Annotated in this window: 28 protein-coding genes; 21 read left to right on the top strand and 7 right to left on the bottom strand. The window is 64.0% G+C overall.

The window, feature by feature from the left end; translation table 11 throughout:
• Positions 1 to 60: 60 nt before the first annotated feature.
• Both radC and RJ40_RS08820 read left to right on the top strand, forming a co-directional pair.
• Complete coding sequence (radC, locus tag RJ40_RS08825) at positions 61 to 720, top strand: RadC family protein (protein WP_394357378.1); 660 nt, start codon at positions 61 to 63, stop codon at positions 718 to 720.
• A gap of 35 nt (positions 721 to 755) precedes the next feature.
• On the top strand, positions 756 to 1,643 hold the full coding sequence (locus tag RJ40_RS08820; RefSeq protein WP_265580490.1) for a cation diffusion facilitator family transporter: 888 nt from the start codon (positions 756 to 758) through the stop codon (positions 1,641 to 1,643).
• On the opposite strand, the gene RJ40_RS08815 is transcribed toward RJ40_RS08820, so the two are convergent.
• Positions 1,627 to 2,226 carry a flavodoxin family protein gene (locus tag RJ40_RS08815; RefSeq protein WP_265580489.1) on the bottom strand — a complete coding sequence of 200 codons (600 nt, stop codon included), beginning with the start codon at positions 2,224 to 2,226 and terminating at the stop codon, positions 1,627 to 1,629. The genes RJ40_RS08820 and RJ40_RS08815 overlap by 17 nt on opposite strands.
• A 114-nt stretch (positions 2,227 to 2,340) precedes the next feature.
• On the opposite strand from RJ40_RS08815, the gene RJ40_RS08810 reads away from it, so the two are divergent.
• The 7 genes from RJ40_RS08810 to RJ40_RS08780 are packed head-to-tail and all read left to right on the top strand — an operon-like array spanning position 2,341 to position 7,486.
• Complete coding sequence (locus RJ40_RS08810; protein ID WP_265580488.1) at positions 2,341 to 2,565, top strand: zinc ribbon-containing protein; 225 nt, start codon at positions 2,341 to 2,343, stop codon at positions 2,563 to 2,565.
• 10 nt (positions 2,566 to 2,575) lie between these two features.
• Positions 2,576 to 2,701, top strand: a complete 126-nt coding sequence (locus RJ40_RS08805; protein WP_265580487.1) for a desulfoferrodoxin FeS4 iron-binding domain-containing protein — start codon at positions 2,576 to 2,578, stop codon at positions 2,699 to 2,701.
• 5 nt (positions 2,702 to 2,706) lie between these two features.
• On the top strand, positions 2,707 to 3,048 hold the full coding sequence (locus RJ40_RS08800) for a carboxymuconolactone decarboxylase family protein (RefSeq protein WP_265580486.1): 342 nt from the start codon (positions 2,707 to 2,709) through the stop codon (positions 3,046 to 3,048).
• Between the two features lie 26 nt (positions 3,049 to 3,074).
• A complete protein-coding gene (locus RJ40_RS08795; protein ID WP_265580485.1) occupies positions 3,075 to 3,713 on the top strand; it encodes a peroxiredoxin in 639 nt (212 codons plus the stop codon).
• Positions 3,714 to 3,747: 34 nt separating this feature from the next.
• Positions 3,748 to 6,207 (top strand): PAS domain S-box protein, encoded by a 2,460-nt coding sequence (locus tag RJ40_RS08790; protein WP_265580484.1) that lies wholly within the window; start codon positions 3,748 to 3,750, stop codon positions 6,205 to 6,207.
• A gap of 39 nt (positions 6,208 to 6,246) precedes the next feature.
• A complete protein-coding gene (locus tag RJ40_RS08785; RefSeq protein ID WP_265580483.1) occupies positions 6,247 to 6,873 on the top strand; it encodes a flavodoxin family protein in 627 nt (208 codons plus the stop codon).
• A complete protein-coding gene (locus tag RJ40_RS08780) occupies positions 6,863 to 7,486 on the top strand; it encodes a flavodoxin family protein (RefSeq protein WP_265580482.1) in 624 nt (207 codons plus the stop codon). Before RJ40_RS08785 ends, RJ40_RS08780 begins: the two co-directional genes overlap by 11 nt.
• Here the strand turns inward: RJ40_RS08780 and RJ40_RS08775 are convergent.
• Positions 7,461 to 8,063: a zinc metalloprotease gene (locus RJ40_RS08775; protein WP_265580481.1), complete on the bottom strand. Its 603-nt coding sequence runs from the start codon at positions 8,061 to 8,063 to the stop codon at positions 7,461 to 7,463. The genes RJ40_RS08780 and RJ40_RS08775 overlap by 26 nt on opposite strands.
• Positions 8,064 to 8,140: 77 nt before the next feature.
• On the opposite strand from RJ40_RS08775, the gene RJ40_RS08770 reads away from it, so the two are divergent.
• Entirely contained in the window at positions 8,141 to 8,425 is a 285-nt protein-coding gene (locus RJ40_RS08770) for a chorismate mutase (RefSeq protein WP_265580480.1), read from the top strand.
• Here the strand turns inward: RJ40_RS08770 and RJ40_RS08765 are convergent, their stop codons facing one another.
• Positions 8,426 to 10,960: a U32 family peptidase gene (locus RJ40_RS08765; protein WP_265580479.1), complete on the bottom strand. Its 2,535-nt coding sequence runs from the start codon at positions 10,958 to 10,960 to the stop codon at positions 8,426 to 8,428.
• Between the two features lie 84 nt (positions 10,961 to 11,044).
• On the opposite strand from RJ40_RS08765, the gene RJ40_RS08760 reads away from it, so the two are divergent.
• From RJ40_RS08760 to RJ40_RS08715, 10 genes are all read left to right on the top strand, one after another.
• Positions 11,045 to 11,386 carry a carboxymuconolactone decarboxylase family protein gene (locus RJ40_RS08760; RefSeq protein WP_265580478.1) on the top strand — a complete coding sequence of 114 codons (342 nt, stop codon included), beginning with the start codon at positions 11,045 to 11,047 and terminating at the stop codon, positions 11,384 to 11,386.
• A 146-nt stretch (positions 11,387 to 11,532) separates the two neighbouring features.
• A complete protein-coding gene (locus RJ40_RS08755; RefSeq protein ID WP_265580477.1) occupies positions 11,533 to 12,168 on the top strand; it encodes a type I 3-dehydroquinate dehydratase in 636 nt (211 codons plus the stop codon).
• Positions 12,169 to 12,498: 330 nt separating this feature from the next.
• Positions 12,499 to 13,290, top strand: coding sequence for a 2-amino-3,7-dideoxy-D-threo-hept-6-ulosonate synthase (locus tag RJ40_RS08750; RefSeq protein WP_265580476.1), 792 nt, complete (start codon positions 12,499 to 12,501; stop codon positions 13,288 to 13,290).
• On the top strand, positions 13,287 to 14,069 hold the full coding sequence (locus RJ40_RS08745; RefSeq protein ID WP_265580475.1) for a 2-amino-3,7-dideoxy-D-threo-hept-6-ulosonate synthase: 783 nt from the start codon (positions 13,287 to 13,289) through the stop codon (positions 14,067 to 14,069). The genes RJ40_RS08750 and RJ40_RS08745 overlap by 4 nt, the downstream gene beginning before the upstream one ends.
• On the top strand, positions 14,066 to 15,043 hold the full coding sequence (locus tag RJ40_RS08740; protein ID WP_265580474.1) for a 3-dehydroquinate synthase II: 978 nt from the start codon (positions 14,066 to 14,068) through the stop codon (positions 15,041 to 15,043). Before RJ40_RS08745 ends, RJ40_RS08740 begins: the two co-directional genes overlap by 4 nt.
• A gap of 2 nt (positions 15,044 to 15,045) precedes the next feature.
• A complete protein-coding gene (locus tag RJ40_RS08735) occupies positions 15,046 to 15,867 on the top strand; it encodes a prephenate dehydrogenase/arogenate dehydrogenase family protein (RefSeq protein WP_265580473.1) in 822 nt (273 codons plus the stop codon).
• Complete coding sequence (locus RJ40_RS08730; RefSeq protein WP_265580472.1) at positions 15,849 to 16,661, top strand: prephenate dehydratase; 813 nt, start codon at positions 15,849 to 15,851, stop codon at positions 16,659 to 16,661. Before RJ40_RS08735 ends, RJ40_RS08730 begins: the two co-directional genes overlap by 19 nt.
• Positions 16,652 to 17,917 carry a 3-phosphoshikimate 1-carboxyvinyltransferase gene (gene aroA / locus RJ40_RS08725; RefSeq protein WP_265580471.1) on the top strand — a complete coding sequence of 422 codons (1,266 nt, stop codon included), beginning with the start codon at positions 16,652 to 16,654 and terminating at the stop codon, positions 17,915 to 17,917. The genes RJ40_RS08730 and aroA overlap by 10 nt, the downstream gene beginning before the upstream one ends.
• The gene (locus RJ40_RS08720) at positions 17,914 to 19,266 is read left to right on the top strand and encodes a shikimate kinase (RefSeq protein ID WP_265580470.1); all 1,353 of its coding nucleotides are present in this window, start codon (positions 17,914 to 17,916) and stop codon (positions 19,264 to 19,266) included. Before aroA ends, RJ40_RS08720 begins: the two co-directional genes overlap by 4 nt.
• Positions 19,263 to 20,258 carry a chorismate synthase gene (locus RJ40_RS08715; protein ID WP_265580469.1) on the top strand — a complete coding sequence of 332 codons (996 nt, stop codon included), beginning with the start codon at positions 19,263 to 19,265 and terminating at the stop codon, positions 20,256 to 20,258. The genes RJ40_RS08720 and RJ40_RS08715 overlap by 4 nt, the downstream gene beginning before the upstream one ends.
• Here the strand turns inward: RJ40_RS08715 and RJ40_RS08710 are convergent.
• From RJ40_RS08710 to RJ40_RS08695, 4 genes are all read right to left on the bottom strand, one after another.
• Complete coding sequence (locus RJ40_RS08710) at positions 20,239 to 20,394, bottom strand: hypothetical protein (RefSeq protein ID WP_265580468.1); 156 nt, start codon at positions 20,392 to 20,394, stop codon at positions 20,239 to 20,241. The genes RJ40_RS08715 and RJ40_RS08710 overlap by 20 nt on opposite strands.
• Entirely contained in the window at positions 20,391 to 21,038 is a 648-nt protein-coding gene (locus RJ40_RS08705) for a class I SAM-dependent methyltransferase (RefSeq protein ID WP_265580467.1), read from the bottom strand. Before RJ40_RS08705 ends, RJ40_RS08710 begins: the two co-directional genes overlap by 4 nt.
• Before the next feature lie 414 nt (positions 21,039 to 21,452).
• Complete coding sequence (locus tag RJ40_RS08700; protein ID WP_265580466.1) at positions 21,453 to 22,277, bottom strand: DUF6159 family protein; 825 nt, start codon at positions 22,275 to 22,277, stop codon at positions 21,453 to 21,455.
• An 84-nt stretch (positions 22,278 to 22,361) separates the two neighbouring features.
• Positions 22,362 to 22,733, bottom strand: a complete 372-nt coding sequence (locus tag RJ40_RS08695; RefSeq protein ID WP_265580465.1) for a hypothetical protein — start codon at positions 22,731 to 22,733, stop codon at positions 22,362 to 22,364.
• 218 nt (positions 22,734 to 22,951) lie between these two features.
• Here RJ40_RS08695 and RJ40_RS08690 point away from each other — a divergent pair, with 218 nt between their 5' ends.
• Positions 22,952 to 24,949, top strand: coding sequence for a methyl-accepting chemotaxis protein (locus RJ40_RS08690; protein WP_265580464.1), 1,998 nt, complete (start codon positions 22,952 to 22,954; stop codon positions 24,947 to 24,949).
• The last annotated feature ends 9 nt before the right edge of the window (positions 24,950 to 24,958 follow it).

Genomic DNA, 24,958 nt, shown 5'->3' with positions numbered 1-24,958 from the left:
GAAACTCCAGATAGACAACATTCAAACATTTATATATCATTGATACCGATGAATGCCCTGATGATGAAACGGATCTCCGAGGTTCCCGCCCTCGACCGTCCCAGGGAGAAGATCGCCGTCAGAGGGCCCGAGGCCCTCACCGATCGGGAACTCATCGCCGCGATCATCGGGAGCGGCGGCCCCGGTCATGATGTCTTCGAGGTCGCACGGGCGATCGAAGGGACGCTTCCCCCCGGCGGCATTCCCGCCTATGCCGACCTCCTCGCCATACCCGGCGTCGGCGCCGCCAAGGCCTCCCAGATCTCCGCCGCCTTCGAACTCGCGAGACGGCGATTTGTTCCCGGAGACATCCGGATAAGCACGCCCGAAGACGTCATCCCGCTCGTCCGCCACATCGCCGAGCGAAAACAGGAATATTTCGTCTGCCTCTCCCTCAACGGCGCCGGCGAGGTAGTCGGCAACCGCGTCGTCACCAAAGGCCTCCTCAACTACAGCCCGGTCCACCCCCGCGAAGTCTTCGCCGACGTCATCACCGACCGCGCCGCTTCCGTGGTCTTTGTCCACAACCACCCCTCAGGATCCCCTGAACCCAGCCGCGAGGACATCGCCATCACCAGACAACTCCTCGACGCCGCCGGGATCCTGGGGATCCGGGTTCTCGACCATATCATTCTCACCAGGAAAAATCACCTCTCCATGCGTGAGCGCGGCCTTCTGTGAAACCCTAAATATCGAGACGTCAACTTACTCCGGACATGCAGTACGTACGGGCCAGGCGGGTACTCTGGCTCATCCTCATCGCCAACATCATCGTCGCCCTGGCCAAGGCGGTCTTCGGCCTCCTCGCCGGTTCGATGTCCATGGTCGCCGACGCCCTCCACTCGACCTTCGACTCGGTCTCCAACATCATCGGGATCGCGGCCATGACCGTCGCCGCCATGCCCCCGGACCAGAACCACCCCTATGGCCACGCCAAGTTCGAGACGATGGGCACCCTGGTCGTCGGCGGCCTCCTCCTCCTCACTGCCTACTGGGTGATCACCGAAGGACTGGCCAGGATCACCACCGGGGCGGCCCCGAATATCACCGGACTCACCATCGGCGTCATGGCGGCGACGATCGTCGTCAACATCCTGGTCGCCTGGTACGAACGCCGTGCCGGCGAAGAACTGGGAAGCAGTTTTCTCATCGCCGATTCAAAACACACCCAGAGCGACATCCTCGTCTCCCTCTCGGTCCTGGGCGGGTTCGGGTTCGTCTGTCTCGGCTACCCGCTCGCCGACCCCCTCATCGCCCTGGCCATCGGGGCGATCATCGGGAAGATGGGGCTCTCTATCCTCAAGGACGCCGGGATGATCCTCACCGACGCCGCCACCGTCAACTGCGAAGATGCAGTGCGGAAGGCCGTGACAGTTATCACAGGCGTCCAGGGTTACCACCGGTTCAGGTGCCGGGGCGGGGCCGGTGACCGCCGGGCCGACATCCACGTCACCGTCGACCCCAGGATGAGCGTGCAGACCTCACATGCGCTCACTCTTGAGATCGAAGCGGCGATCATCGCCGCCGTGCCCGGCATGACAGAGGTGATCGTGCATATCGAGCCCGGCGAGGAGGAGGACGGCGCGGTCAGTCCTCCCTCCTGACCAGGCGACAGAGCTCTTTTCCCTTCTCGTACGCCGCCTCGACGACCTCGGGGCGCGTCCTGATGTCCCTGACATGATCCATATCCCGCTGGAAGACTCCGTCCCAGTACGGACAGTCGATGATCTCGCAGAAGGCCCGCGTCGTCTGGAGGGCCCCGGCGAAGTTGTCGGGCAGGTCCATCCCCGAGATGCAGATGAAGAGCGTCTTCCTCCGCGCCCGGTGCTCGGGCGTGATGAACGAGTTGTTCCGCATATATTTGGCCATGTAAAAGACCTGGAACCGATCCATGAACGACTTGAGTTTGCCGGGGATGCCCATCGTCATGATCGGCGTGGCGATGATCAGGCCGTCCATCTCCCTGAACTTTTGATAATACGGCGTAAGGTCGTCCTGCATCTGGCAGTCCTCATGGGCCATGCAGTGGAGGATCTCCATGCAGGGCTGGAAGTTGAGGGAAGGAACCATCACCTTCTCGACCTCGCACCCCTCCGCCTCGGCCCCTTTCACCGCTTTGTTAAAGAGATACGCGGTGTTGCCCCCCCTCACCGGGCTCCCCAGAAGAGCGATGATCTTTTCGGGCATGGATGACTCCTCTGTCCCGGCCTATATCTATCTATGCCTGGCCCGCCCCCCCACCCCCCTCCCGTGCCGGGAAGAATTATATAAGAGCGACTATAATCCTCCGCCGGTGAGAGCGTGACAGCAGAGGAACCGGAGAAAGTAAAAGCCGGGGAGCGGGTGGGGCCCGGCAAGTACATCTGCATCGACTGTGGGCGGGAACTGAAGGTGACCGATGCCGAGAAAGATCTGGTCAAGTGCCCGAGTTGTGCCTGCGAGGAGTACCAGTGCTTCCCCATGACTCACATCAGGCCCGACATCAAGACGCCCGAAGACGCGGTCCACCCCCCGAAACGAAAGTGAGGGATAACTAATGGCCAATGTCGAAGAGATAGGGCAGGTCTTCCTCTGTGAGATCTGCGGGAACGTGGTCGAAGTCAAAGAAGTCGGAGGAGGAGAACTGGTCTGCTGCGGCGAACCGATGGTCCTCCGGGAGTGATGAAAATGGAACAGAAACTGAAAGAACTGGAAGAGAAGATCGGCAAGGTGCCAAAGATCTTTGCCGAACTCAAGGAGATGGAACCCGACCTTTATGAGAAGGTGATGGGCCTGGACCAGTTGGTATGGGCCGACGGGGCGCTCTCCAAACAGACGAAAAAAGTGCTCGCGATCGCGATCGCCGCGTCGCTCCGCGACCGCCACGCAGTGCGGGCTCAGATGGCCGGGGCGAAGAACCTGGGGGTGAAGAAGGAGGCGATCGAGGAGGGGTTGCGGGTTGCCTTCCTCCTGGCCGGGATGCCGGCCTACGTCTATGGGAAAGCCGCGCTTGAGGAGTTCATGGACTAGAGCGAAAGATCGAGGGGGGACGAGATATGGAGGAGAGACACTCCCTCCCCATCCTCGGGGAGGAGGCGCCCGACTTTGAGGCCCTGACCACCCGGGGTCCGCTGAAACTCTCGGACCTGCGTGGGAAGTGGGTCGTGCTCTTCTCACACCCGGCCGACTTCACGCCGGTCTGCACGACCGAGTTCATGGCCCTGGCACAGGCGAACGACGAACTCCAGAGCCTGAACGTGCAGTTGATCGGACTCTCCATCGACAGCGTCCACTCCCACCTTGCCTGGGTCAGGAACATCAAGGAGAAGATGGGAGTGACGATCCCCTTCCCGGTCATCGCCGATCTGGACATGCAGGTGGCGCGGAAGTTCGGGATGATCCATCCCGGCCAGAGCAGCACGGCGACGGTGCGCACGGTCTTTTTCATCGATCCCGATGGGAAGATGCGAGCGATGATCTACTACCCGCTCAGCAACGGGCGTTCTATCCCCGAGATCGTCAGACTGGTCAAGGCCCTCCAGGTCACGGATCAGCACGGGGTGGCGACCCCGGCAAACTGGCAGCCAGGTGAAAAAGTCGTCGTCCCCCCGCCAAAAACGGCGGAGGAGATGGAACGGCGGGCAAAAGAGGGGTACGACTGCAAGGACTGGTACCTCTGTTTTAAGGAGATTTGAGCAGGAAGCCTCAGCGGCCCCTGCCTTTTGAGCCATGGAGACGATACAAAAAGGGGCCAGCGTCCTGATCGTCGGGAAGAGTCCCAGGCCCCGGACAGAGGAGGCCCCGGTTACGATTGTTCCGGGGCCTGATGAAGCGCTGGCCGAACTCGACCGCCAGCGCTACGAAGTTGTCATCGCCCCGCTCGAAGAGACGGGACCGGACTTTTTCGAGCGGGTGCTCAGGAGCGAGACACCACCCGACCTCCTCGTCGTCCCTTCGGAGGGCGACCGGTCGGTGGTCATCGAGACGCGGTCGGTCGGCGGGATGGCGGGCGGGACCGGTGAGATGGTGCGGGCGGCCCTGGAGGCCTACGAGGGGCGCCGCGCCGGCGAGGCCCTCAAAGAGCGGGAACGGCAAATCACCACCCTAATGGCCAACCTGCCCGGGATGGTCTACCGGTGCAGAAACGATCCCACGTACACGATGGAGTTCGTGAGCGACGGGAGCGAAGAGGTGCTTGGCTACACCCCCGAAGACCTGGTAATGAACCGACGGGTCTCTTACGGCGACCTGATCAGAGAGGAAGACCGCGACTATGTCTGGGAGGAGATCCAGTCGGCGGTGCAGAGAGGAACAGCCTTCAGGGTTACATACCGTGTCACGACCGCCGACGGGAGCGACCGGTGGGTCTGGGAACAGGGGCGGGGGGTTCAGGGATCTGACGGTGCCCTCGTCGCCCTCGAAGGGTTCATTACCGACATCACGGCCCGGGTGACGGCTGAGAAGGAACTCAAGCGGCGCGAGGTGGTGCAGAAGGCGATCCTGGACAACATCCCCGACTATGCCTGGCTCAAGGACCGGGAAGGTCGGTACATCGCCGTCAACCGGGCGTTCGAAGAATTCGTTGGACGCAGGCGTGAGGAGATCGTCGGGCATACCGACCGGGAGGTCTGGCCGGCGCACCTGGCCGAGCGGTACCGCGAGGAGGATCTGGAGGTGATGGCCTCAGGGAGACGACGGTTCCTGGTAGAACCGCTGAGCCGGGCCGACGGTCTCGAGACCTGGGTCGAGACGGTGAAGACCCCGATCACCGGACCGGACGGGACAGTTATCGGAACCACAGGGATCGGACGGGATGTCACCAAGCGGGTGGCGATGGAGGATGCCCTCAGGCGGAGCGAGGAAAAGTATCGCGTCTTCCTGGAGAACTTCCAGGGTATCGCCTTCAGGGCGAAGCCGGACCTCAGTCCGGCCCATATCTTTGGGGATGTAGAAGGGATCACCGGGTATACCCCTGACATCTTCCTGTCGGGAGAGGTGGACTGGCGTGAGATCGTCCATCCCAATGACCGACAAGCCTTCGATACCTTTCTTGCCGACCTTATTGAGAAGCATGGGGCCGGGGCCATGGACCTCAGGATTGTCAGGAAGGACGGGACGTCGAGGTGGGTCCACGAACAGATCCAGACGATCCTGAACGCACAAGGGGAGCCGGCAGCCCTTCAAGGGTTCCTCTACGACATCACCGCACGTAAAATTGCTGAAGAGAAGGCACGAGACCTGGCGAAGTTCCCGGAAGAATCTCCCGAACCAGTACTCAGGGTGCGCCCAGACGGGACGGTGCTCTACGCAAACCCCGCGAGCAGGCACTTTATGGACCTCTGGGGGATCCAGGAGGGGGGCATGGTACCTGACGAACTCTGGACGTTTGTCAGGGAGACCTTCTCCGCAGGAGAGGGGAAGCGCCAGGACTTTCAGGTCGACGGTGCCGACTATTCAGTCACCTGTGTCCCGGTGCCCGAGGGGGAGTACGTAAACCTGTACGGGACCGAGATCACCGAACGCAAGGCGATGGAGATGGCGGTCCATGAGGCGAACCGAAAACTCAACCTCCTCAACTCGGTCCTCCGCCACGATCTCCTCAACCAGCTCACCGTCCTCCAGGGCTACCTCGAACTCGCCCGCCAGAGTGGAGAGGCGGGTGAGTATCTGGAGAAGATCGCCGGGGCCTCGGAGCGGATCAGACGGCAGGTCGATTTCACCCGCGACTACCAGGAACTCGGGGTGAAGGGACCGACCTGGCAGGGAGTCAGGGAGGAGATCGAGGGGGCCTTCGCCTCACTTTCGCCCACCGATCTCGCCTTCGAGGTCGAAGTTCCGCCAGACCTCGAGATCCTCGCCGACCCCCTCCTCGAACGGGTCTTCTACAACCTGGTGGACAACTCGATCCGTCACGGTAAGGGAGCGAGCAGAGCCCGCGTTCATGTCGTGCCCGCAGGGGACGAAGTCACGATCATCTATGAAGACAACGGCGTCGGGATCCTGGAAGGGCAGAAAGAAGACATCTTCAGGTACGGGGCCGGACATGGCACCGGGCTCGGGCTCTTCCTCTCTCGCGAAGTTCTCGCCCTGACCGGGCTTGTAATCGTCGAGACCGGACGGGAGGGCGAGGGGGCACGCTTCGAGATCAGGGTTCCCGTCGGGCGGTTCTGGTACCGGGAGGAGGCCTGACCGCCAACCTTTTTGTGGTTCCGGGAGATAGAACCTGTAATGGTGCTCCATGTCCTCGCCATCGCCGGCAGCCCGCGCCGGCACGGCAACTCAGAGACGCTTCTCGACTGGGTGATCGCCGCCATGCAGGCCAAAGGCGGGGCCGGGATCGAGGTTGAGAAGATCACCCTCAACGAGGTGACGGTCAGACCGTGTCGGGGGTGCAATGCCTGCGAACGGTTGAACCGGTGCGTGCAGCGCGACGACCTCGACTGGCTCGGCCCCAAACTTCTGGACGCCGACTGTGTCATTCTTGCGGCCCCTATCTATTGCATGGGTGTCTGCGCTCAGGCCAAGGCGCTCATCGACCGCGCCCAGGTCTTTCGGTCGCGCAAATATGTCCTCCACCTGCCGGTGGTCCCGCCCGAGCGGAAAGGCAGACGCCTCGGGGTTTTTCTCTCGACGGCCGGGCAGACCTGGGAAGATGTCTTCGACGCAGCGGTGCCGGCCGTGAAGTGTTTTTATCATGTGATGGAGATCAGGGACGCCGACATCTCGTACCTGATGGTGAAGGGGGTGGACCATGCCGGCGAGGTGAAGGAGCACCCGTCGGCCGCGGCCGATGCCGAGACGCTTGGTAAAGATCTGGTCAGGGAACTGAGGGAGCGGTTCGGCGATGACTGTTAAGGTGCTCGGGATCTCGGGCAGTCCGCACCGGCACGGGAACACCGAGACCCTCCTCGACGCCTTCCTGGAAGGGGCACAAGAGGCGGGCGGCGAGGTCGAGAAGGTGGTGCTCAGGGAACTGAAGTACTCGGCCTGCCGCGGGTGCAATGCCTGCCACACCCTGGGGGTCTGCGTGGTGAAGGACGACCTTACTATACTTTTCAAAAAGATCGAGGAGGCCGATGTCCTGGCCGTCGCCTCCCCGATCTACTCGATGGGGATCACCGCCGACCTGAAAGGACTCATCGACCGGGCGCAGTTCCTCTGGGCGCGGAAGTTCGTGCTCAAGGATCTCTTTTTCACCGACGAGCATATGCGGGCGCACAAGGGGGTTTTCATCTCGACGGCCGGGCAGAAGTGGGACTATGTCTTCGACTCGGCCTATCCGATGGTGACGGCGTTCTTCAATGGGACGGGTTTCGAGTATTACGACAATGTCATCGCGAACAACATGGACGAGTACGGCGGGATCAGCGGCCACCCGACCGCACTGACCGAGGCAAAAGAGAAAGGGGGAGAGGTGGTCGGGGAGGTCGTCTCCATCCGGACTACAGGAATGTCAGCGCGGCGATGACCGCCCCGAACGAAGCGACGAAGAGGACGGCAAAGACCCCTTTGTTCCACGCCAACACTTTTTTCCCGTCAAGCACGCTCACCGGGAGCATGTTGAAGGCGGCGAGCATGGCGTTGATCTGGACACCCATCACCCCGAGGATCACGACCCAGTAAGACTGGAGGCTCAGGCCCGCAAGATAGACGCCGGCGAAGAGGGCGCAGAGACCGAGGTTGGTTGCCGGGCCTGCGGCCGAGATGAGTCCGTTCTCCCGTCTGGTCGTGGCACCGTAGATCATGGTTGCGCCGGGTGCGGCGAAGACGACCCCGACGAGGGCGGCGAGGACAACGGCCATGAGGAGCATGACATTGTCTTTCTGGAACTCGGCCCAGTAGCCGAAGTGCATCGCGGCGAACTTGTGGGCGAGCTCGTGGAGGACAAAACCAATCCCGACGGTGAGGAGGGAGAGGACGAAGACGATGAGGAGTCCCACCGGGTTGGCGAAGTCACGAAGATAGAGGAACGTGAAGGCGACGGCGATCGCCGCCCAGGCCACGAGCAAGTCCCGCCGTTCGCGTTGCGGGATTCTCTCTAGCATATACAAGAAGTGCGCCGTCCCGGGGTTTATCCTTGTGGGTCGGCACCGTTTTGTAGGGTGAGAGCAGAGGAAAAGTCATGACGATCGAGGAGGTCAGGCGGGAGATCGACCGGATCGATGCCGGAATCATCGACCTCATCACGGCGCGCCAGGCGGCGGCGGTGCGGATGGCCCATGAGAAGTATCTGGCCGGGGCGGCGGTGCGGGACGAGGAGCGGCGGGAGGCACTGCTGGAGGCGGCCTTTGAGGCGGCGGTGGAGAAGCAGGTCGACCCGGTGCAGGTGCGCCGGATCTTCGAGATCCTGGTTGAGATGAGCGAGGAACGGCAGCGGGAGTGGACCGGGGAGGGGAACCTGCCCTGATCAGGCGCGGGTACCGTGAACATATGAAGAGGCGGTGATACCGCCGAGGGCATGTTTCTTTATCTCTTTTTTGAGGCGTTCGAGGTCGGCCCTGCGTTCCGGACCGGCAAGGGCCTCACGATACAGCCCGGTCATCTCCCCGGCATAGGCGGGGCCGCGCCATCTGGCGTCGATGATGAAGGTCGCCACCCCGGCACCGGCAAGTTCGGGGAGGTAGTCGAGGAGGCAGGTCTCGACGGCGTTGCCGATCGCGGTCCGGCACGCCCCGGCGGGTCTGAGGGGGAAGACCATCCCCCGTTCGTCCTTGAGCGCCCAGGCCATGCCGCTGCATCCGGCCGGGCATCCGAGGGCAGTGGCGGGCGGACAGTCCTCGGTGACCGCGGCCTCGACGGTCCCCTGGACGAGGAGAGAGGGGGCGGGAGAACCGACCAGGAGGCGAGAGACGAGAGTAAGGATCTCTTCACCCGAGAGTTCCGGCGAGAGGGTGAGGAGAGCGAAGTCAGGGTGGGCAGCGACGGAGACGTGGTTCCAGATGTTCAGCCCGGATCCACCGTAAAGGGGCATGCCGGGCACGGCCCGGCGCACGGCCTCGGCACATCCGTGCCCCTCGACCATCACCCCGGCGATCCCGGCGGCATGGGCGGCGGAGAGGAGAGAGGGGGCGGTGTCCAGGAAAGTGCGGGTGACGATCCGCGGCCATTTCCAGACAAGGGGCCGGTCGCCGGCGGACCTGATCGCTTCCTCGAAGGTCTCCGGGCGGCATGTCGGCGGCGCGGGCTCGAAAAAGATCAGGTCGGCCCCTGCGTCGGAGGCGGCAGCCACTCCTGTAAGGATGTCGGTGAGCACAGCGAGGGCCGGGCGCACTGCCGGGGTGGGGGTGGCGCTCCTCTCCAGGTCCGGGAGGAGCGCGGCCAGGCGCTCGCGGGCGGCGGCAATATTATCGACAGGTGGGCGGGCGGCGGCGACGAGGGCCGAACCGACGGCGGCCAGCACCTGCCGGCGGAGAGCGTTGAGGTATGAGGCCGGGGCGAAGAGGCCGCCGGGGTACTGAAGGTCGAGGCGGCCGATGAAGAACTGCGTGCCGCCGGTCCTGGTGAGATGGTCACTGATCCCATCGGCGTCGAGCGGCCGGGTTCTGGCCAGGCCCATCGGTGCGTCGGCCCGGACATTGAACGTAACGTGTTCCCCGTGGGGCGGGGTGCAGATCCCGGCCACCACCGGCGTGCCGTCCTCCTCCCAGGTGACCGCAGCGTCGATCCTGACACTCTGCCGTCCGGAACGGACGATCTCGGTGGCCTGCGCCTCCAGGGCGGCCCGACGGGTGACCGCAACCTCGGCGCCGGCCGGGGCAGGCTGCGGGAATCTGAGCCTGAGTGTCCTGCCGTCCCGCACCCGCGGCGTCCCGCGCACCACCAGCCCGAACTCCCCGCCCGGCCACCTCACCGCAAGCCCGTCGCCGTTCTCAGGGAGCAGATCGCCGGTGGTCAGGGCAACGGTCGCCTCCATCCTCCGGTCAGAGAAGGCCGTGACGGTGCCGAGGGTCACCCCGCGGTTGTCAGGGCGTTCAGGGCCGATCACCCCGCGGTGCCGCTCGCCGCATAGGTAGCCCCCCGTAAACCCGCGGGTGAAGGCGAGGGCGAGGTCGCGCTCCGCAGCGGCGGGGTCGGGGAGTGGTTGGCCGGCGGCCAGGGCGTCGAGGGCCCGCCGGTAGATCGAGACGACGGTGGCCACATAGGCCGGGGTCTTCATCCGCCCCTCGATCTTGAGAGAAGCGATGGGAGCGCGGACTATTTCCTCAAGGGCCGGGTACAGGCAGATGTCGCGCGTGGAGAGACGATAGGCGTCAGGGAGCCTGACCGGCCTGAACCCAATCGGGCGGCCGTAGAGGTCCGGGTCGCCACGGACCAGGGTGTAGGGCTTTCGGCACGGTTGGGCGCAGGCGCCCCGGTTCCCACTCCGTCCGCCGATCACCGACGAGAGGAGACACTGGCCCGAGTAGGCATAACAGAGGGCGCCGTGGAGGAAGACCTCCAGCCCAACCCCGGTCTCCTCGACCGCGTCCCGCATCCCCTCCACCTCGGCGAGTGGGAGTTCGCGGGCCAGGACGACCCGTTCGATCCCGTGTGACGCGGCCCAGCGCACCCCTGCCTCGCTGGTGACCGTCATCTGCGTCGAGGCATGGAGGGCGAGGTCGGGAACAATCGTCCTGGCAAGTCGGAGAAGCCCGACGTCCTGGACCAGGACGGCGTCGACCCCGATCTCGTACAGGAAGAGGAGATACCTCGCGGCCGCCGGGAGTTCGGCGTCGTGGAGGAGGGTGTTGACGGTCACGTATACCCTGACGCCGCGGGCATGGGCATACACAACCGCTTCCTCCAGGGTGGCATCGTCGAAGTTGGCGGCGTACTGGCGCGCCGAGAAATGCGTCCCGCCGAGGTACACCGCATCGGCTCCGGCCGCAACCGCGGCGAGAAGGGCCTCCCATGAGCCCGCAGGGGCGAGGAGTTCGGGGATCGCTCTTGGTTTCGTGTGCATAGATGGGGGCGAAGGAAATAAATCCCTTTCAGAGGGGGCAGGCAGGAACCTATATCCGCGTGTTCGTCAGAAAATCTCTCTACCATGACCGAAATCAGAGATTATCTCAGCCAGGTCCAGCAGACCAACACCGAGATCGCCGAGTTCGATCCCGAGGTCTGGGACACCTTCCTCCCGATGGTCAGGAGTATCTCGAAAGCAGGGGCGATCCCGGCGAAGTACAAGGAGATCATGATGATCGCCCTCGCCGTCGCTGACCACTGCCCTTTCTGCATCGCGATGCACGTCAAGATCGCCATCAATGCCGGGGCGACGCGCCAGGAAATCATGGAAGGCGCTCTCACCGCGGTTCCGATGGGCGGCGGCCCCGCGATGGCCTACATGCGCTATGTGATCGATGCCTGCAACGAGTTCGAGGCACCGTAAGATTATCTCTTTTTTTCACGACCCGATCGCCGGAAAAGGCTCACCTATCAGGATAAGCAGGACACCCCATTCATGCAGGGGGACGAGCACGTTTTCAGCCTCAGATGAACAGGAATATAACCGGTGAGTGTATGACTCCTCTGTGTATGAAGATCGTTGTCTCGCTGTCGAGCCCGGATAAAATCCAGAAGGCGGTGGCCCTGGGCGCGGACCTCATCGAGCTGCGGCTCGACCTCATGAGCGATGACCTTTCATCGGTGATGGCGGGTGTCGGGGGACAGTGCACCATCCCGATCATCGCCACCCTCAGAAGCAGAGAGGAGGGCGGTGCCTTCACCGGTGACGCAGAAGAATGGTTCTCGACCATCCAGCCCTTCCTGGACCTGGTGGACTATGTGGATGTAGAGCGGAAATTCAGGAAGTTTGCCAGGATGATCCACTACCAGCACCTCCAGGTCGTCGCCTCGGCGCATATCAAATATATGCCCTCGCCAGACGATCTCAAGGCGATCGAGCGAGACCTCAGGGCGTACGGCGATGTCCCGAAGATCGCCGTCACCCCGTCGTCAGCCAGGAACCTCCTGGACTTCCTCGACTTCACCCTCGAAGCCGAGAAGCCCCTGGTGACGACGGTGATGGGCGAGGAGTTCAGGTATGCCCGGACGTTCCTCCCCTACTTCGGTTCGGCATGGGTCTACTGTCATATCGGCACGCCGACGGCGAAGGGGCAATACGATATCAGGGAACTCGAACAACTCCAGGAGTTGCTCACCTATCGGTGATTTTTCTGGGATGAAAGGCTCTGTTGAGGAGTGGGAGGATCTTTACTCCCTCTCTTCACGACATGGCAGCGGGAGGGGATTACCACCGGATCTTCCCCTCCCTCCATCCACACCATTAAATACCGTCACGATCCACCATGGAGCCAATGTGTGGTGAATGTTTTTTCGCCGGTGAATGTTTTTATCTTCACGAGCTCTGACCATCATCCGCACACCGACCATTCTCTGACCGTCTCGCCTGGAGCGGTCGCGCCGTACGGCGTCTTTTTTGAGTATTTTTATCGCTTTTGAACTCAGCAGAATCTTCTGATCCTGCTGAGGGGTGTTTCTATGAGAGGAAAACAGATTAGGATGGAGCGTATTATGGATCGTAACACCGGACGGACGATCATCGTCCCGATGGACCATGGTGTTACGGTCGGGCCCATGAACGGGCTCATCGATATGGGACGGACCGTCGACTGCGTCGCGGAAGGGGGAGCCAACGCCGTGCTCGGCCACCTGGGACTTGCGCTGTACGGCCACCGCCGGTGGGGGCGGGACATCGGGCTTATCCTCCACCTCTCGGCCTCGACCACGCTCGGCCCTGACCCGAACGAGAAGGTGCTCGTCAACACCGTCACCAACGCCCTGAAGATAGGCGCCGACGCCGTCTCGGTCCATGTGAATATCGGGGCCGGTTCGGAGGCCAGGATGCTCGAAGACCTTGGGAAGGTCGCGGTCGAGTGCATGGAATGGGGGATGCCGCTGCTTGCGATGATGTACCCCAGAGGCCCGTCGATCGAGGACGAACGCGGGGTGGAGGCCGTCGCCCTCGCCGCAAGGGCCGGGGCCGAACTGGGCGCCGACCTGATCAAGACGGTGTACACCGGCGACCCCGACACCTTCAGGGAGGTGACGCGGGGATGCCCGGTGCCGGTGGTCGTGGCCGGCGGGTCGAAGACCGACGAGGCGGCGACCCTCGCCATGATCGAAGGCGCCATGGAGGGTGGTGCCGCCGGGATCTCGATCGGGCGCAATGTCTTCGGCCACCCGCACCCGGCCCAGTTCATGCGGGCGGCGGCCGCGGTCGTCCACCAGGGTCGGAGTGCCGCAGAAGCAATGGAGATGATGGAATTATGATTGGAAAAGCGATACGACTCGAACGTATCATGGACCGCAACACCGGACGGACCGTCATCGTCCCGATGGATCACGGGTTCACTCTCGGCCAGATCGAAGGACTGCGCAGGATGCCCGAGACCGTCGCCGCGGTCAGCGACGGCGGGGCGAACGCGATCGTCATGCACAAAGGGATGGTCAGGGCCGGCCACCGCGGTCATGGACGGGACATCGGGCTTGTCGTCCATCTCTCGGCCTCCACCTCGCTCAACCCCGACCCTGACGACAAGGTGCTCGTCTGCACCGTCGAGGAGGCCGTTTCCCTGGGGGCGGACGCCGTCTCGGTCCACATCAACCTGGGCGCCCCGCACGAGTCGAAGATGATCGAGGCCGCCGGGGAAGTTTCCCGCGAGTGCGCCAGATGGGGACTGCCGCTGCTGGCGATGGTCTACCCGCGGGGCGTCGGCATCGACCCGCGAGATCCCGCCGCCGTCGGCCACTGCGTCAGGGTGGCCGAAGAACTCGGGGCCGACCTGGTCAAGACCACCTACACCGGCGACCCGGCGACCTTTGCGGAGATCACCGCGGCGAGTTCGATCCCGGTCCTGGTCGCAGGCGGCGAGAAGGCCGGCGACCTCGCCACCCTCCAGGCGATCCACGATGCCATCGACGCCGGGGCGTCAGGGGTCTGTATCGGGCGCAACGCCTTCCAGCGCGACGACCCGAAGGCCTTTGTCCGCGCCATCTGCCAGGTCGTCCACCAGTGCCTCGACCCCGCGGCCGCCCTGGAGGGACGATGACCCATTTCTGGGTGGACGTCCGTCCCTGGCGGACCGACCTGGCCACCGCGGCGATCGAGGCCGGGGCCGGGGCCCTTGTCGTCGAGGCCGCCGAAGACGCCCGCGCCCTCGGCCGAGTGACCACTGTCGCCCCCGACGGCGACCTGGTGCCGGGAACCGACGTCCTCTTCGTCGAGGTGACGCCCGAGACTCCGCTCCCCCAGGCCACCGGCGAGAGCCTCCTCGTCGTCTCCACCCCGGACTGGACGGTGATCCCGCTGGAGAACCTGGTCGCCGTCTCCGACCACGTCGTCGCCGTGGTCCACACCGCGGAGGAGGCCGCCCTCGCCCTCGGCATCCTGGAGAAGGGGGTCGCCGGCGTGCTCCTCGGCACCGACGATCCCACCGAGGTCGGGCGGGTGGCCGCCGCCGTCGCCGCGAGGACGCCGGCCCTCGGCCTCGAAGCGTTCACCGTCACGGGGGTCCGGCAGATCGGGATGGGCGACCGCGCCTGCATCGACACCTGCTCGCTCCTGGCCGAGGAGCAGGGGATGCTCGTCGGCAACACTTCGTCAGCCTTCTTCCTGGTCCTGGCCGAGACGGCCGAGAACCCGTACGTCTCCCCCAGGCCCTTCAGGGTGAATGCCGGGGCGGTCCATGCCTACCTCCTCAAGCCCGACGGGAAGACGGCGTACCTCTCGGAGGTGCGGGCCGGCGACGGCGTGCTCGTCGCCGATGGCAAGGGGACCACCGAAGAGGCGGCGGTCGGCCGGGTGAAGACCGAGCGCCGGCCTCTCCTTCTGGTGGAGGCGGAGACCGCGGCCGGTAGACCGGCCGGGATCGTCCTCCAGAACGCAGAGACTGTCCGCCTCCTCGGCACGGACGGCCCGGTCTCGGTCGCCGCCCTCCGGGAAGGCGACGTGGTCCTGGGCCTCTCGATGACCGCCGGGCGCCACTTCGGGATGGCGGTCGGGGAGACGATCACGGAGACCTGAGGATGCGTCTCGGGATCATCGGCGGGACCGGCGGGATGGGCACCTTCTTTGCCAGGGTCTTTCGAGAGGCCGGGTGGGAGGTGCTCGTCTCTGGGCAGGCGACCGCCCTCACCAACACCGACCTTGCCAGGGCCGCAGACGTGGTGATGGTCTCGGTCCCGATCCGAAAGACCGTGGCGGTCATCGAAGAGGTCGCCCCTGTCCTCAGAAGCGACCAACTCCTCTGCGACCTCACCTCGCTCAAGGCGGCGCCGGTGGAGGCGATGCTCAGGACCAGGGCCGCCGTCCTCGGGCTCCACCCGATGTTTGGCCCCACCACCCCCACCCTCGCCGGCCAGACGGTCGTCGCCTGCCCGGCGAGGATAGGTCCCGACCAGGCCGCCCTTCTCCTCGACGTCCTCAGGGCCGGGGGGGCCAGGGTCATCGAGATGGACCCGACGGCACACGACCAACTGATGGCCGTCGTCCAGGGACTCACCCATTATACAACCCTCACCCTGGCCGGGACGATGCGCCGTCTCGGCGTCGACCTCGACGCCCTCCTGGCCGTGACCAGTCCGGTGTACCGGACCGAGATGGCCCTGGTCGGCCGCCTCCTCGGGCAGGACCCCGCGCTCTATGCCGCCATCATCCAGGAGAACCCGGCGGTCCCGGCGGTCCTCGACGCCTTCAGGGAGGCCGCGGCAGAGGCGGAGCGTGCGGTGCGGGACGGCGAGGAGGAGTTTGTCGACCTCTTTGCAAGGGATGCGGCGTTCTTCTCGGCATATATCGAGGAGGCGACCGAAGAATCGGAGGCGCTGGTGCAATGTCTTGCAACACGGTGAGCCTCGCCGCTCTGGGCCCGGCCGGCACTTTCTCCCATGCCCTGGCCGCCCGTCTTGCCGATGAGGTCCACCTCCTCCCGACCATCAGGGCGGTCTTCGACCATGTCGCCGCGGGGAAGGGCGACGGGCTCGTGCCCCTGGAGAACAGCGAGGCTGGCGGGGTCGGGCCGTCCCTCGACGCCCTCCTCACCCACCAGGTCTTCATCACCGCCGAAATCTGCGTCCAGGTCAGGTTCCACCTCGCCGCAACGGTCGGCATGGACGCGGTCACGCTCGTCTATGCCCACCCGCAGGCCCACGAACAGTCCTCGGCCCTGGTCGAGCGTCTCGGTGTCCCGGTCGTCCATACCTCATCCAATGCGGCCAGTGCGGAGGAGGCCGCCCGTGCCGGGGGAGGGGCGGCGGCCCTCACCACCGCCCTGGCCGCGGAGCGGTGCGGGCTCTCGCTCGTCGCCCGAGACGTCCAGGACGCTCCCGACAACACCACCAGATTCGTGCAGATCTCAAAGACACCCTATACCGGAGACAAGGCGACGAAATGTTCGCTCCTCCTCGACCCCAGGACCGACCGCGCCGGCCTCCTCGCCGACCTCCTGGCCGTTTTTGCCCGCCGGGAGATCAACCTCACCAGGATCGAGTCGCGGCCGGCACGACGCGGGCTTGGACGATACGTTTTTTTCATCGATGGCGAGAAAGGGCCGGAGTGGGCCGGGGCCGTCGCCGAACTCCAGGCCCTCGTAGAGGTGAAAGAATTCGGGTGCTACCCGCACCTGGAGGTGAGCGGATGGAGGTGAGCCTTGCCCGCCGACGCGGGGTCGACCTCACCGTCGCCGCCCCGCCGTCGAAGAGCCTCACCCACCGCGCCCTGGTCGTCGTCGCCCTTGCCGACGGCAAGTCAGAGATCGTCAGGCCCCTCGACGCCGGCGACATCGCCCGCACCCGCACCGGGCTTGAAACCCTGGGGATCAGGGTCGTCGGAGACGCCGACGTCCTCACGGTGCAGGGGTGTGCTGGCCGCCTCCCCCTCGACGCCCCTGCCGTCGTCGACGCCGGCGATTCAGGGACAAGCCTCAGGTTCCTGACCGGCCTCGCCACCCTCGCCGACTTCCCGGTCACGCTCACCGGGAGCGCGAGGATGCAGGAGCGCCCCATAGGGCCGCTCGGCGACGCGGTGGCGGCACTGGGCGGCGAGGTCGGTTATGCCGGCCGTCCTGGTTTCCCGCCTATTATAGTCCGTGGGCCGGTGCGAGGCGGGAGCGTGTCGATGCCAGGCGACGTCTCGAGCCAGTTCATCTCGGCCCTCCTCATCGCCGCCCCCTGCTGGGCCGACGGGCTTGCCCTCACCCTCACCACACCGCCGGTCTCTGCAAGTTATCTCGACCTCACCACCGGGGTGATGGCCGCCTTCGGCGTGGAGGTGCGCCAGGAGGAGAGGACTTTCCTGGTCGAGCCCGGCCGATACCACCCGACGCACTACGAGGTCGAGGGCGATTGGTCCTCGGCCTCGACCTTCTTTGCGATCGGGGCGGTCTGCGGCGGGCGGGTGCGGGTCGACCATCTCGACCCGACCTCGGCGCAGGGAGACCGCCGGTTCCTCGACGCCCTCGCGGCGATGGGGTGCCGCGTCCGGGCCGACTCGACCGGCGTGGTCCTGGAGTCGGACGGCGTCCTCGACGGGACCGAGGTCGAGATGGCAGCCTCCCCCGACACCGTCCAGAACCTCGCGGCCGTCGCCGCCTTTGCCCGCGGCCCGACCACCATCACCGGGACCGCCCATCTGAGGTACAAGGAGAGCGACCGGGTGGCGGCGATCGCACGGGTGCTCCGCGGCTTCGGCGCGGGGGTCGAGGTCGGGGAGGATCAGATCACCATCTCACCCGGACCCCGCCGCGGCCATCTCGTGGTGGACCCGGTCCGCGACCACCGGACGGCAATGAGCGCCGCCGTCCTCGGCCTCGGGAGCGGCGAGGTGACAGTGCAGGAGGCCGAGTGCGTGGCCAAGTCCTTCCCCGGGTTCTGGGAGGCGTTGCAGGAGGCCGGGTTGCTATGAAGGTCGTCCTCATCGGCTACCGCGGCACCGGGAAGTCGACGGTCGGCCGCATCCTGGCCGACCGCCTCGGCCTCCCCTTCTACGACACCGACGCCATGGTCGAGGCGCGAGCAGGCAGGTCCATCCCGGCGATCTTCGCCGGAGAGGGGGAAGAGGGGTTCAGGGCCCTGGAATGTGCGGTCGTTGCCGACCTCGCCGGCGTCGATGGGATCGTCGCCACCGGCGGCGGGGCCGTGCTCGACCCGGCCAATGTCGCCGCACTCCGCCGCGGCGGGCGGGTCGTCCTCCTGGAGGCGGACGCAGAGACGATCGCGGAGAGGACAACAGGTTCTGACCGCCCACCCCTCACCCCCCTCCCTCTCACCGACGAGGTGGCGGCCCTCCTGGCACGCCGCCGTCCATATTACTGCGCCGCCGCAGACTTCGCCTTCTCCACTGCGGGTTTGACCCCGGCGGAGACGGCCGACGCCGTCCTCGCCCTTCTGGCCGGACGCGAGCGCGATCTCCGGGTGATGGAGGGTTTTTGCCTCCCATCAGGCGAGGCCGACCGCCTCCTTGCCCTGGAAGCGGCGACCGGGCTCTACGGGATCGCCGGCCACCCATGTCTTCACAGCAGGAGCCCTGAACTCTACACCGCCCTCTTTGCGGCCTACGGCATCGACGCCGCGTACACCTTCTTCGACCACCCTGAATTTGGCGAAGTCCTCAGGGCGGCCAGGGCCCTCGGCGTGCAGGGGCTCTCGGTCACGGTCCCACACAAGGCGGCAGCCCTGGCCGCGGCCGACGAGGTCGACTCGCATGCGCAGGCGATCGGGGCGGCAAACACCCTGGTCTTCTGCGGCGACCAGGTCAGGGCGACAAACACCGACTGGACCGGGGTCCGACGCCCCCTCGAAGGCACGGGCGCCAGGACGGCCGTCGTCCTCGGAGCAGGGGGTGCGGCGGCGGCCGCGGTCTATGCCCTCCTCGACCTCGGGTGCGAGGTGACGGTCCTGGCCCGCAACCTCAGGCAGGCAGAGGGCCTGGCCGGGCGGTTCGGATGCGGGGCCGGGGAGATCAGAGACTTCACCCGGATAACCCCTCCCGACGTCGTCGTCCACGCCACCCCGGTTGGGATGGGCACCGACCCGCGTGCACTCCTCTCCGCCGCCGACCTCGATCCTGCGACGACGATCTTCGACCTCGTCTACACCCCCCAGGAGACTCCGCTCCTCAGGGCTGCCGCCGCCCGCGGCTGCCGCACCATCCCCGGGACCGAGATGTTTGTCTACCAGGCGTGTGAACAGTTCCTTCATATGACCGGGATCCAGGTCGGGCCCGAGGCCGTGCGGGAGGTGCTCGGGCTATGAACACCTTCGGGCAGTGGCTCAGGGTCACGACCTTCGGGGAGAGTCATGGCCCGGCGGTCGGGGCGATCGTCGACGGCGTCCCGCCGGGCCTCTCGCTCTCCGAGGCCGAAATCCAGCCCATGCTCGACCGCCGCCGGCCTGGCGGCCCGCTCGCCTCCCCCCGCAAGGAGGCCGACGCCGTCGAGATCCTCTCAGGCGTCTTTGAAGGACGGACAACCGGCACGCCGGTCGCCCTCCTTATCAGGAACCGCGACGTGCGGAGCGGCGACTACGACGCACTCCGCGAGGTCTTCAGGCCGGGCCATGCCGACTACCCCTATCTCCAGAAATACGGGCGGCGGGACCACCGGGGAGGCGGCCGGAGTTCTGGCCGGGAGACGGCCGCACGGGTCGCGGCCGGTGCAGTGGCCGCAAAGTTCCTCACAACACACGGCATCGGCGTGGGCGGGCGGGTCGTCGAGGTGCACGGCGAACGTGACCCCGGCGCGATGGAGGAGGAGGTGCGCTCTGCGGCGGCGGCCGGCGACTCGGTCGGCGGGATCGTCGAGGTGACGGCCGGGGGCGTCCCCCCTGGCCTGGGCTCGCCGGTCTTCGGGAAACTGGATGCCGCCATCGCCGCCGCGATGATGGGGATCGGGGCGGTGAAGGGCGTCGAGATCGGGGAAGGGTTTGCCGCCGCCCGTCTCCTGGGAAGCGAGAACAACGACCCCATGGACGCCACCGGTTTTCTCTCCAACCATGCCGGCGGCGTCCTCGGCGGGATCTCGACCGGGCAGGAGATCAGGGTCCGCCTCGCCGTCAAGCCCACGCCGTCCATCGCCAGACCACAGCAGACCGTCGACCTCCACGGCACCGAGGTCGAGATCTCAGTCGGCGGGCGTCACGACCCCTGCATCGCCTTCCGCCTGGTCCCGGTGGCCGAGGCGATGCTCGCCCTCGTCCTCGCCGACGCCCTTCTTGAGCAGATGGCGCTCAGGGGGGGGCGGAGGTGATCGAAAACGGCAACACGGCGAGGTACGAGTCAGGGAGGCGCTCGACGATCTGTCCACCGGTCTGCGTGTACATCCTGCACAGCCCGGTCCCGCCCTCAAGGATATTGCAACCCTGTTCGCAGATCCCGCACTTCATGGGACCGGCTTTTTCCTCATCACAACCCAGACGCCGGACTCATCTCTGACCACTTCACCTTCGACGCCTTCAGTCCTGGAAAGGGCCTCTTCAAACCGTGCAGTCGTCTCCGAAGACATGTTCTTTGTATACCGCGTCTCCCAGTCCGGATTGCGGGCGATCATCTTCTGCACAACATCGTCCCAGAGTTCTGCGTTCCCGAACCCGCCACCGATAAAAGTCATGCCGCCCGGTCTGAGGATTCGGGCGACCTCGCGGAAGGCGGCGTGGAGATCGTCCCAGAAATAGATCGAACCGCGGCTGACGGCAAGGTCGACCGAATCGTCAGGGAGAGGTATTGCCCCTACATCCCCTGAGATGAGCGTGATCCTGCCCTCCAGCCCCGCTTCCCTGATATTTTTGCGGGCGAGCGCGTGCGCCACCTCAGAGACATCGAGGCCATACACCTGCATCTCCGAGGCCTTCGCCACCGCGATCGCAAGGTGTCCGGGTCCGCTCCCGAGGTCGATGCACACCCCGTCCCGCCGCCCGAAGCGACCGAGGAAATATTCGGCAAGCACCGGGTAGATCGGGGCAAAGATGGTCTTTGCGATTCTGTCCATACCTTCTGCTTTTTCCTTTTCAGAACGCTCGTCTCTCTCCATGTATATCTCCTGTCTGTTTGCAGCCCACACGTACCCCCACACAGAGGAGGGGGGCTGTCAGGGATGACCCCCCTGGAACAAGGTCTTCTTCGTCTATTTTGATGATGAAAACGAAGAAGATATAGATTTACCATTAGTTGCCTGCATCGGTTTCCTCAGGGCGATCCTGAACCACGGACACCCACCTCAGGATTGTGGCCGGGAAGGCAGAGCAGGAGATCTTAAAGAGACCATTGCCACCCCTGACCCGATACTGACGCGGGGCGACCAGGAGGCGGCCACCCCCTCCCACATCGAGATCAGTCCAGAAGATCTGCTATGAAAGTTTTTCATGCAGTATGCCTGAGGCATGCTTTCGCTTCATGAGCGATTCAACAGAGCCAGAAAAAGAGGGAATAGCAGGCCAGGCCGTGCTCAGGGTTTCGGCGTAAACGCACCCTGCACAAGATCCGCGCCGAACGCAGGGGAGACGGTGCCTTCCTTTGCGTACCGGTAGAGCACTGCGACAAAGATCCCCTGGAGGGCGGCATAGACGACGGCGAGCACGACGGTGGCGATGACCCCGAGGCTCAACAACGCGATGGAAACCGTACCCGGAGCCACCACCAGGGCGATCACGCCGGCGACGATGAGGAGGATGCCCGGAACCATGATCAACCCAAGACCGAACCCGCCGACGACATTCTCGCCCCAGGTCCGCTTGAAGAGTTGCCAGGATTCGCCGATGGCGTCGACGACCCCCATCTTCTCAAAGACCATCACCGGGATGACGAAGAAGGTCGCAAGGCTCCAGGCCGCTCCGACGAGGGCGACCGCAAGTTGCCCGAGCCCCTCCGAACGTTCCGAGATGAGGCGAAGGACAAGGCCCACCGTCGCCGCCACCATCGCCCAGGAGAGAAGGCGGCCGAAGTTGGCGGTGGCGATCCTGAAACCGTCGCCGACCGTCGGGTCACCGCCGCGGAGTCTGATGTCGGCACACGCGATGAGTGCGGTGTTGAAGTAGATCACAACAGCGTAACTGAGCAGGTAGAAGAGGAAGAGGAGCACGATGCCCCCATACCCCTCGAAGGTGCTCTCCGTCATGAACCCGGCGAGAACCAGGGGGAGGGCGAAGGAGGCGACGAGGATCAGGGTGACGATGCCTGAGAGGATGGGGAAGAGCATCATCTCCCGGTCCTTTCTCAGGACCGAGAACGATGCCTTCGCCAGCGCAATGCTGCGGCTGATGGTTCCTGTCATCTCAGATTATGAGACCTGACAGGATTAAGGATCTCTCAGGGATGCGGCACAGGCAGCCCCGGACTGCGGGATGCAAGACGGTGATCAGACATCTTCCTCCCTGATCGGACACTGCCCGATATATTCCAGATTGAACTTGTAAAAATGGGTGTACCCACAGTTGTGGCACCGCGTCGTGAACTGGTTGCACCCGACGATCAGGTCGTGCGGCCCCTCAACCCCACAATTCTTGCAGGGGGCCATCGGCTTCAGGTGCCAGACCTCATAGCAACTGATCGGTGTGTACGCCCCCGCGGCCCCGACCTCCTCCACCCGGGGAAGAAAGATCCTGGTGGCCCCGCAGTGGGCGCAGGCCACCCGGGCCTGTGACGATACCGCCTTGATCACCTGGTCGGCCTCCTCATGACAGTGATAGCAGATAGTCCGGTGCCTTGTGAAGATAAACCGCTCACCCATGCCCTCTACTTGGATAGGTACGATATATACCTTCCCCAGGGCCTCGACATGTAAATACTATTTTATAAGATTTTAAAAGGATAATTTGGATTATTATGCCACAATTATCAAAAAAATAGATCAAATAAAGTTTTGATTAAATACAAAGACATAATAATGAGTTGATTGAATCAATCAAAAGAAAGCATCGATCATTAACAATGGAGGGTACAGAAGACATGACCACACAAGAACCAGAGAGAATTGAAACAATCCTCGAAAAAGCCCTTGAAGGGGATTTTTCTGTCAGGGTCAACGAAGATCTTCTCGACGACGAGTTCAAACCGCTCGCAAGGATGATCAACAAGGTCATCAGGATCATGGGTGAGAGAGAAGAGGAGAAAAAAGATCTCGAAAAGCTGAAGAGACGCGCCGAGGCATTCGTCAAATACAATCCCCAGGGCATCGCCGTCCTCGCCGGCGACAAACACCGCCTCGACCTGAACAAGGAGTACGAGCGGGAGTGGCGTGGTTCCTATGAGGAATTGATGGCCAAGAAGCTCTACGACTTCAACATCAAGACCTCCGGCGACGACTTCTACGCCTCATTCGAGACCAAGAAACGCGCGATCTCGGACATGGAGATCTCCTGGGAGGACAACACAAAGTCGTACCTCCGTCTCTTCCAGGTCCCCATCCTCGACGAAGACGGGGAGATCGACGTCAACTACTACATCTACCAGGATCTCACCGAACAGAAAGAGGAACTCAAACAGGTCGAAGCCCTCCAGAGGCGGGCGGACGCCTTCGTCAAGCAGAACCCGCAGGCCATCGCCGTCCTCGCCGGCGACAAGCACCGCCTCGACCTCAACAAGGAATATGAACGTGTCTGGCGTGGCTCCTATGAAGAGTTGATGGCCAAGAAACTCTACGACTTCAACATCAAGACCTCCGGCGACGACTTCTACGCCTCATACGAGACCAAAAAACTCGCGATCTCGGATATGGAGATCTCCTGGGAGGACAACACAAAGTCGTACCTCCGCCTCTTCCAACTCCCTATCCTCAATGACAAAGGCGAGATCGACGTCAACTACTACATCTACCAGGACAACACCGAGTTGGTCAAGAAGGAACTGGAGGCCCAGGCAGAAGCGAGAACCCTCGGCGATAGCGCGGAGGCGTTTAAGACGGCACTGGGCGAGATGGCTAAAGGCGACCTCACGTTCATCACTGATATCAGAGACGACGATCCTCTCAGAGACCTCAAGCTCAACTACCGCCAATCCAGGGACGCGATAAAAGAGGCGCTGATGAAGATCGCCGACCTCGGGATCAAAGTCGAGGCAAGTTCCCAGGAGAGCGGGCGCAATGCCGAGGACATCTCCCGGGCAGTCGAGCAGGTCGCCGCCAAGAGTCAGCAGACCGCCGACGATGCAAAGGCCCAACTCGAGAACCTCGAAGAAGTCGCCAGGTCGATGGCCGACCTCTCGGCCTCGATCGAGGAGATCGCCAGCACCTCCCAGGAAGTGCTCAAAGGGACCGAGACGGCAGTCCAGGCGGGAGACGAAGCTGAAGAGATCGGCCGCCAGGCGGCCCGGAAGATGGGCGAGGTCGAAAGAATTACGAAGGAGGGTGTCGAAGAATTCAGGCAGTTGAAGGAGGAGATGAACGAGATCTCAAAGATTGTCAAACTTATCAACGACATCTCCAACCAGACCAACCTCCTTGCACTCAACGCCGCGATCGAGGCGGCAAGAGCCGGTGAACACGGCCGCGGCTTCGCCGTCGTCGCAGGTGAGGTGAGGAACCTTGCCGGCGAGTCGAAGAATGCCACCAACCACATCGAAGAACTCATCGGGAGCATCCAGGCAAAGAGTGAAGAGACCGCCCGGGATCTCGGGGCCTCCTTCGAGGCGATCACGGCAGGGATCGAGAGTGTCAACAAGACTATCGAAGCACTCGGCCGGATCGTCACTGCCTCCAAAGAAGCACAGGTGAGCGTCTCTGAGATTGCACGGGCGACCGAAGATCAGGCCAACTCCACCAACGGCGTGATGGAGCGGATGGACACAACGACCCGGATGACCAAAGAGACGATGTCCATGATCGAGGACATGGCAGCCCTGACCGAGGAGGTCTCGGCCTCGGCCGAAGAGGTCGGGAGCGGCGCCATGGAAGTGGCCGGGATGGCCGGCGAGATGAAGAAGAATCTTGAAGGGTTCAAGTTAGAGTAAGGTGAAATG

The sequence above is a fragment of the Methanofollis aquaemaris genome, from assembly GCF_017357525.1.
Lineage (GTDB): Archaea > Halobacteriota > Methanomicrobia > Methanomicrobiales > Methanofollaceae > Methanofollis > Methanofollis aquaemaris.
The sequence above is the reverse complement of the archived record's forward strand: the minus strand, read 5'-3'. Positions and strand labels throughout refer to the sequence as shown.

Excerpts from the sequence above, each read along its gene's own strand:
- RJ40_RS08770 (WP_265580480.1), top strand. The coding sequence starts at position 8,141 with ATGACGATCGAGGAGGTCAGGCGGGAGATCGACCGGATCGATGCCGGA.
- RJ40_RS08730 (WP_265580472.1), top strand. The coding sequence starts at position 15,849 with ATGTCTTGCAACACGGTGAGCCTCGCCGCTCTGGGCCCGGCCGGCACT.
- RJ40_RS08695 (WP_265580465.1), bottom strand. The coding sequence starts at position 22,733 with ATGGGTGAGCGGTTTATCTTCACAAGGCACCGGACTATCTGCTATCAC.
- RJ40_RS08690 (WP_265580464.1), top strand. The coding sequence starts at position 22,952 with ATGACCACACAAGAACCAGAGAGAATTGAAACAATCCTCGAAAAAGCC.
- RJ40_RS08735 (WP_265580473.1), top strand. The coding sequence starts at position 15,046 with ATGCGTCTCGGGATCATCGGCGGGACCGGCGGGATGGGCACCTTCTTT.
- RJ40_RS08715 (WP_265580469.1), top strand. The coding sequence starts at position 19,263 with ATGAACACCTTCGGGCAGTGGCTCAGGGTCACGACCTTCGGGGAGAGT.
- RJ40_RS08750 (WP_265580476.1), top strand. The coding sequence starts at position 12,499 with ATGAGAGGAAAACAGATTAGGATGGAGCGTATTATGGATCGTAACACC.
- RJ40_RS08705 (WP_265580467.1), bottom strand. The coding sequence starts at position 21,038 with ATGGAGAGAGACGAGCGTTCTGAAAAGGAAAAAGCAGAAGGTATGGAC.
- RJ40_RS08790 (WP_265580484.1), top strand. The coding sequence starts at position 3,748 with ATGGAGACGATACAAAAAGGGGCCAGCGTCCTGATCGTCGGGAAGAGT.
- RJ40_RS08760 (WP_265580478.1), top strand. The coding sequence starts at position 11,045 with ATGACCGAAATCAGAGATTATCTCAGCCAGGTCCAGCAGACCAACACC.
- RJ40_RS08775 (WP_265580481.1), bottom strand. The coding sequence starts at position 8,063 with ATGCTAGAGAGAATCCCGCAACGCGAACGGCGGGACTTGCTCGTGGCC.
- RJ40_RS08820 (WP_265580490.1), top strand. The coding sequence starts at position 756 with ATGCAGTACGTACGGGCCAGGCGGGTACTCTGGCTCATCCTCATCGCC.
- RJ40_RS08755 (WP_265580477.1), top strand. The coding sequence starts at position 11,533 with ATGAAGATCGTTGTCTCGCTGTCGAGCCCGGATAAAATCCAGAAGGCG.
- RJ40_RS08795 (WP_265580485.1), top strand. The coding sequence starts at position 3,075 with ATGGAGGAGAGACACTCCCTCCCCATCCTCGGGGAGGAGGCGCCCGAC.
- RJ40_RS08720 (WP_265580470.1), top strand. The coding sequence starts at position 17,914 with ATGAAGGTCGTCCTCATCGGCTACCGCGGCACCGGGAAGTCGACGGTC.
- RJ40_RS08700 (WP_265580466.1), bottom strand. The coding sequence starts at position 22,277 with ATGACAGGAACCATCAGCCGCAGCATTGCGCTGGCGAAGGCATCGTTC.
- RJ40_RS08785 (WP_265580483.1), top strand. The coding sequence starts at position 6,247 with ATGGTGCTCCATGTCCTCGCCATCGCCGGCAGCCCGCGCCGGCACGGC.
- RJ40_RS08740 (WP_265580474.1), top strand. The coding sequence starts at position 14,066 with ATGACCCATTTCTGGGTGGACGTCCGTCCCTGGCGGACCGACCTGGCC.
- RJ40_RS08765 (WP_265580479.1), bottom strand. The coding sequence starts at position 10,960 with ATGCACACGAAACCAAGAGCGATCCCCGAACTCCTCGCCCCTGCGGGC.
- RJ40_RS08800 (WP_265580486.1), top strand. The coding sequence starts at position 2,707 with ATGGAACAGAAACTGAAAGAACTGGAAGAGAAGATCGGCAAGGTGCCA.
- aroA (WP_265580471.1), top strand. The coding sequence starts at position 16,652 with ATGGAGGTGAGCCTTGCCCGCCGACGCGGGGTCGACCTCACCGTCGCC.
- RJ40_RS08815 (WP_265580489.1), bottom strand. The coding sequence starts at position 2,226 with ATGCCCGAAAAGATCATCGCTCTTCTGGGGAGCCCGGTGAGGGGGGGC.
- RJ40_RS08710 (WP_265580468.1), bottom strand. The coding sequence starts at position 20,394 with ATGAAGTGCGGGATCTGCGAACAGGGTTGCAATATCCTTGAGGGCGGG.
- RJ40_RS08805 (WP_265580487.1), top strand. The coding sequence starts at position 2,576 with ATGGCCAATGTCGAAGAGATAGGGCAGGTCTTCCTCTGTGAGATCTGC.
- RJ40_RS08780 (WP_265580482.1), top strand. The coding sequence starts at position 6,863 with ATGACTGTTAAGGTGCTCGGGATCTCGGGCAGTCCGCACCGGCACGGG.
- radC (WP_394357378.1), top strand. The coding sequence starts at position 61 with ATGATGAAACGGATCTCCGAGGTTCCCGCCCTCGACCGTCCCAGGGAG.
- RJ40_RS08745 (WP_265580475.1), top strand. The coding sequence starts at position 13,287 with ATGATTGGAAAAGCGATACGACTCGAACGTATCATGGACCGCAACACC.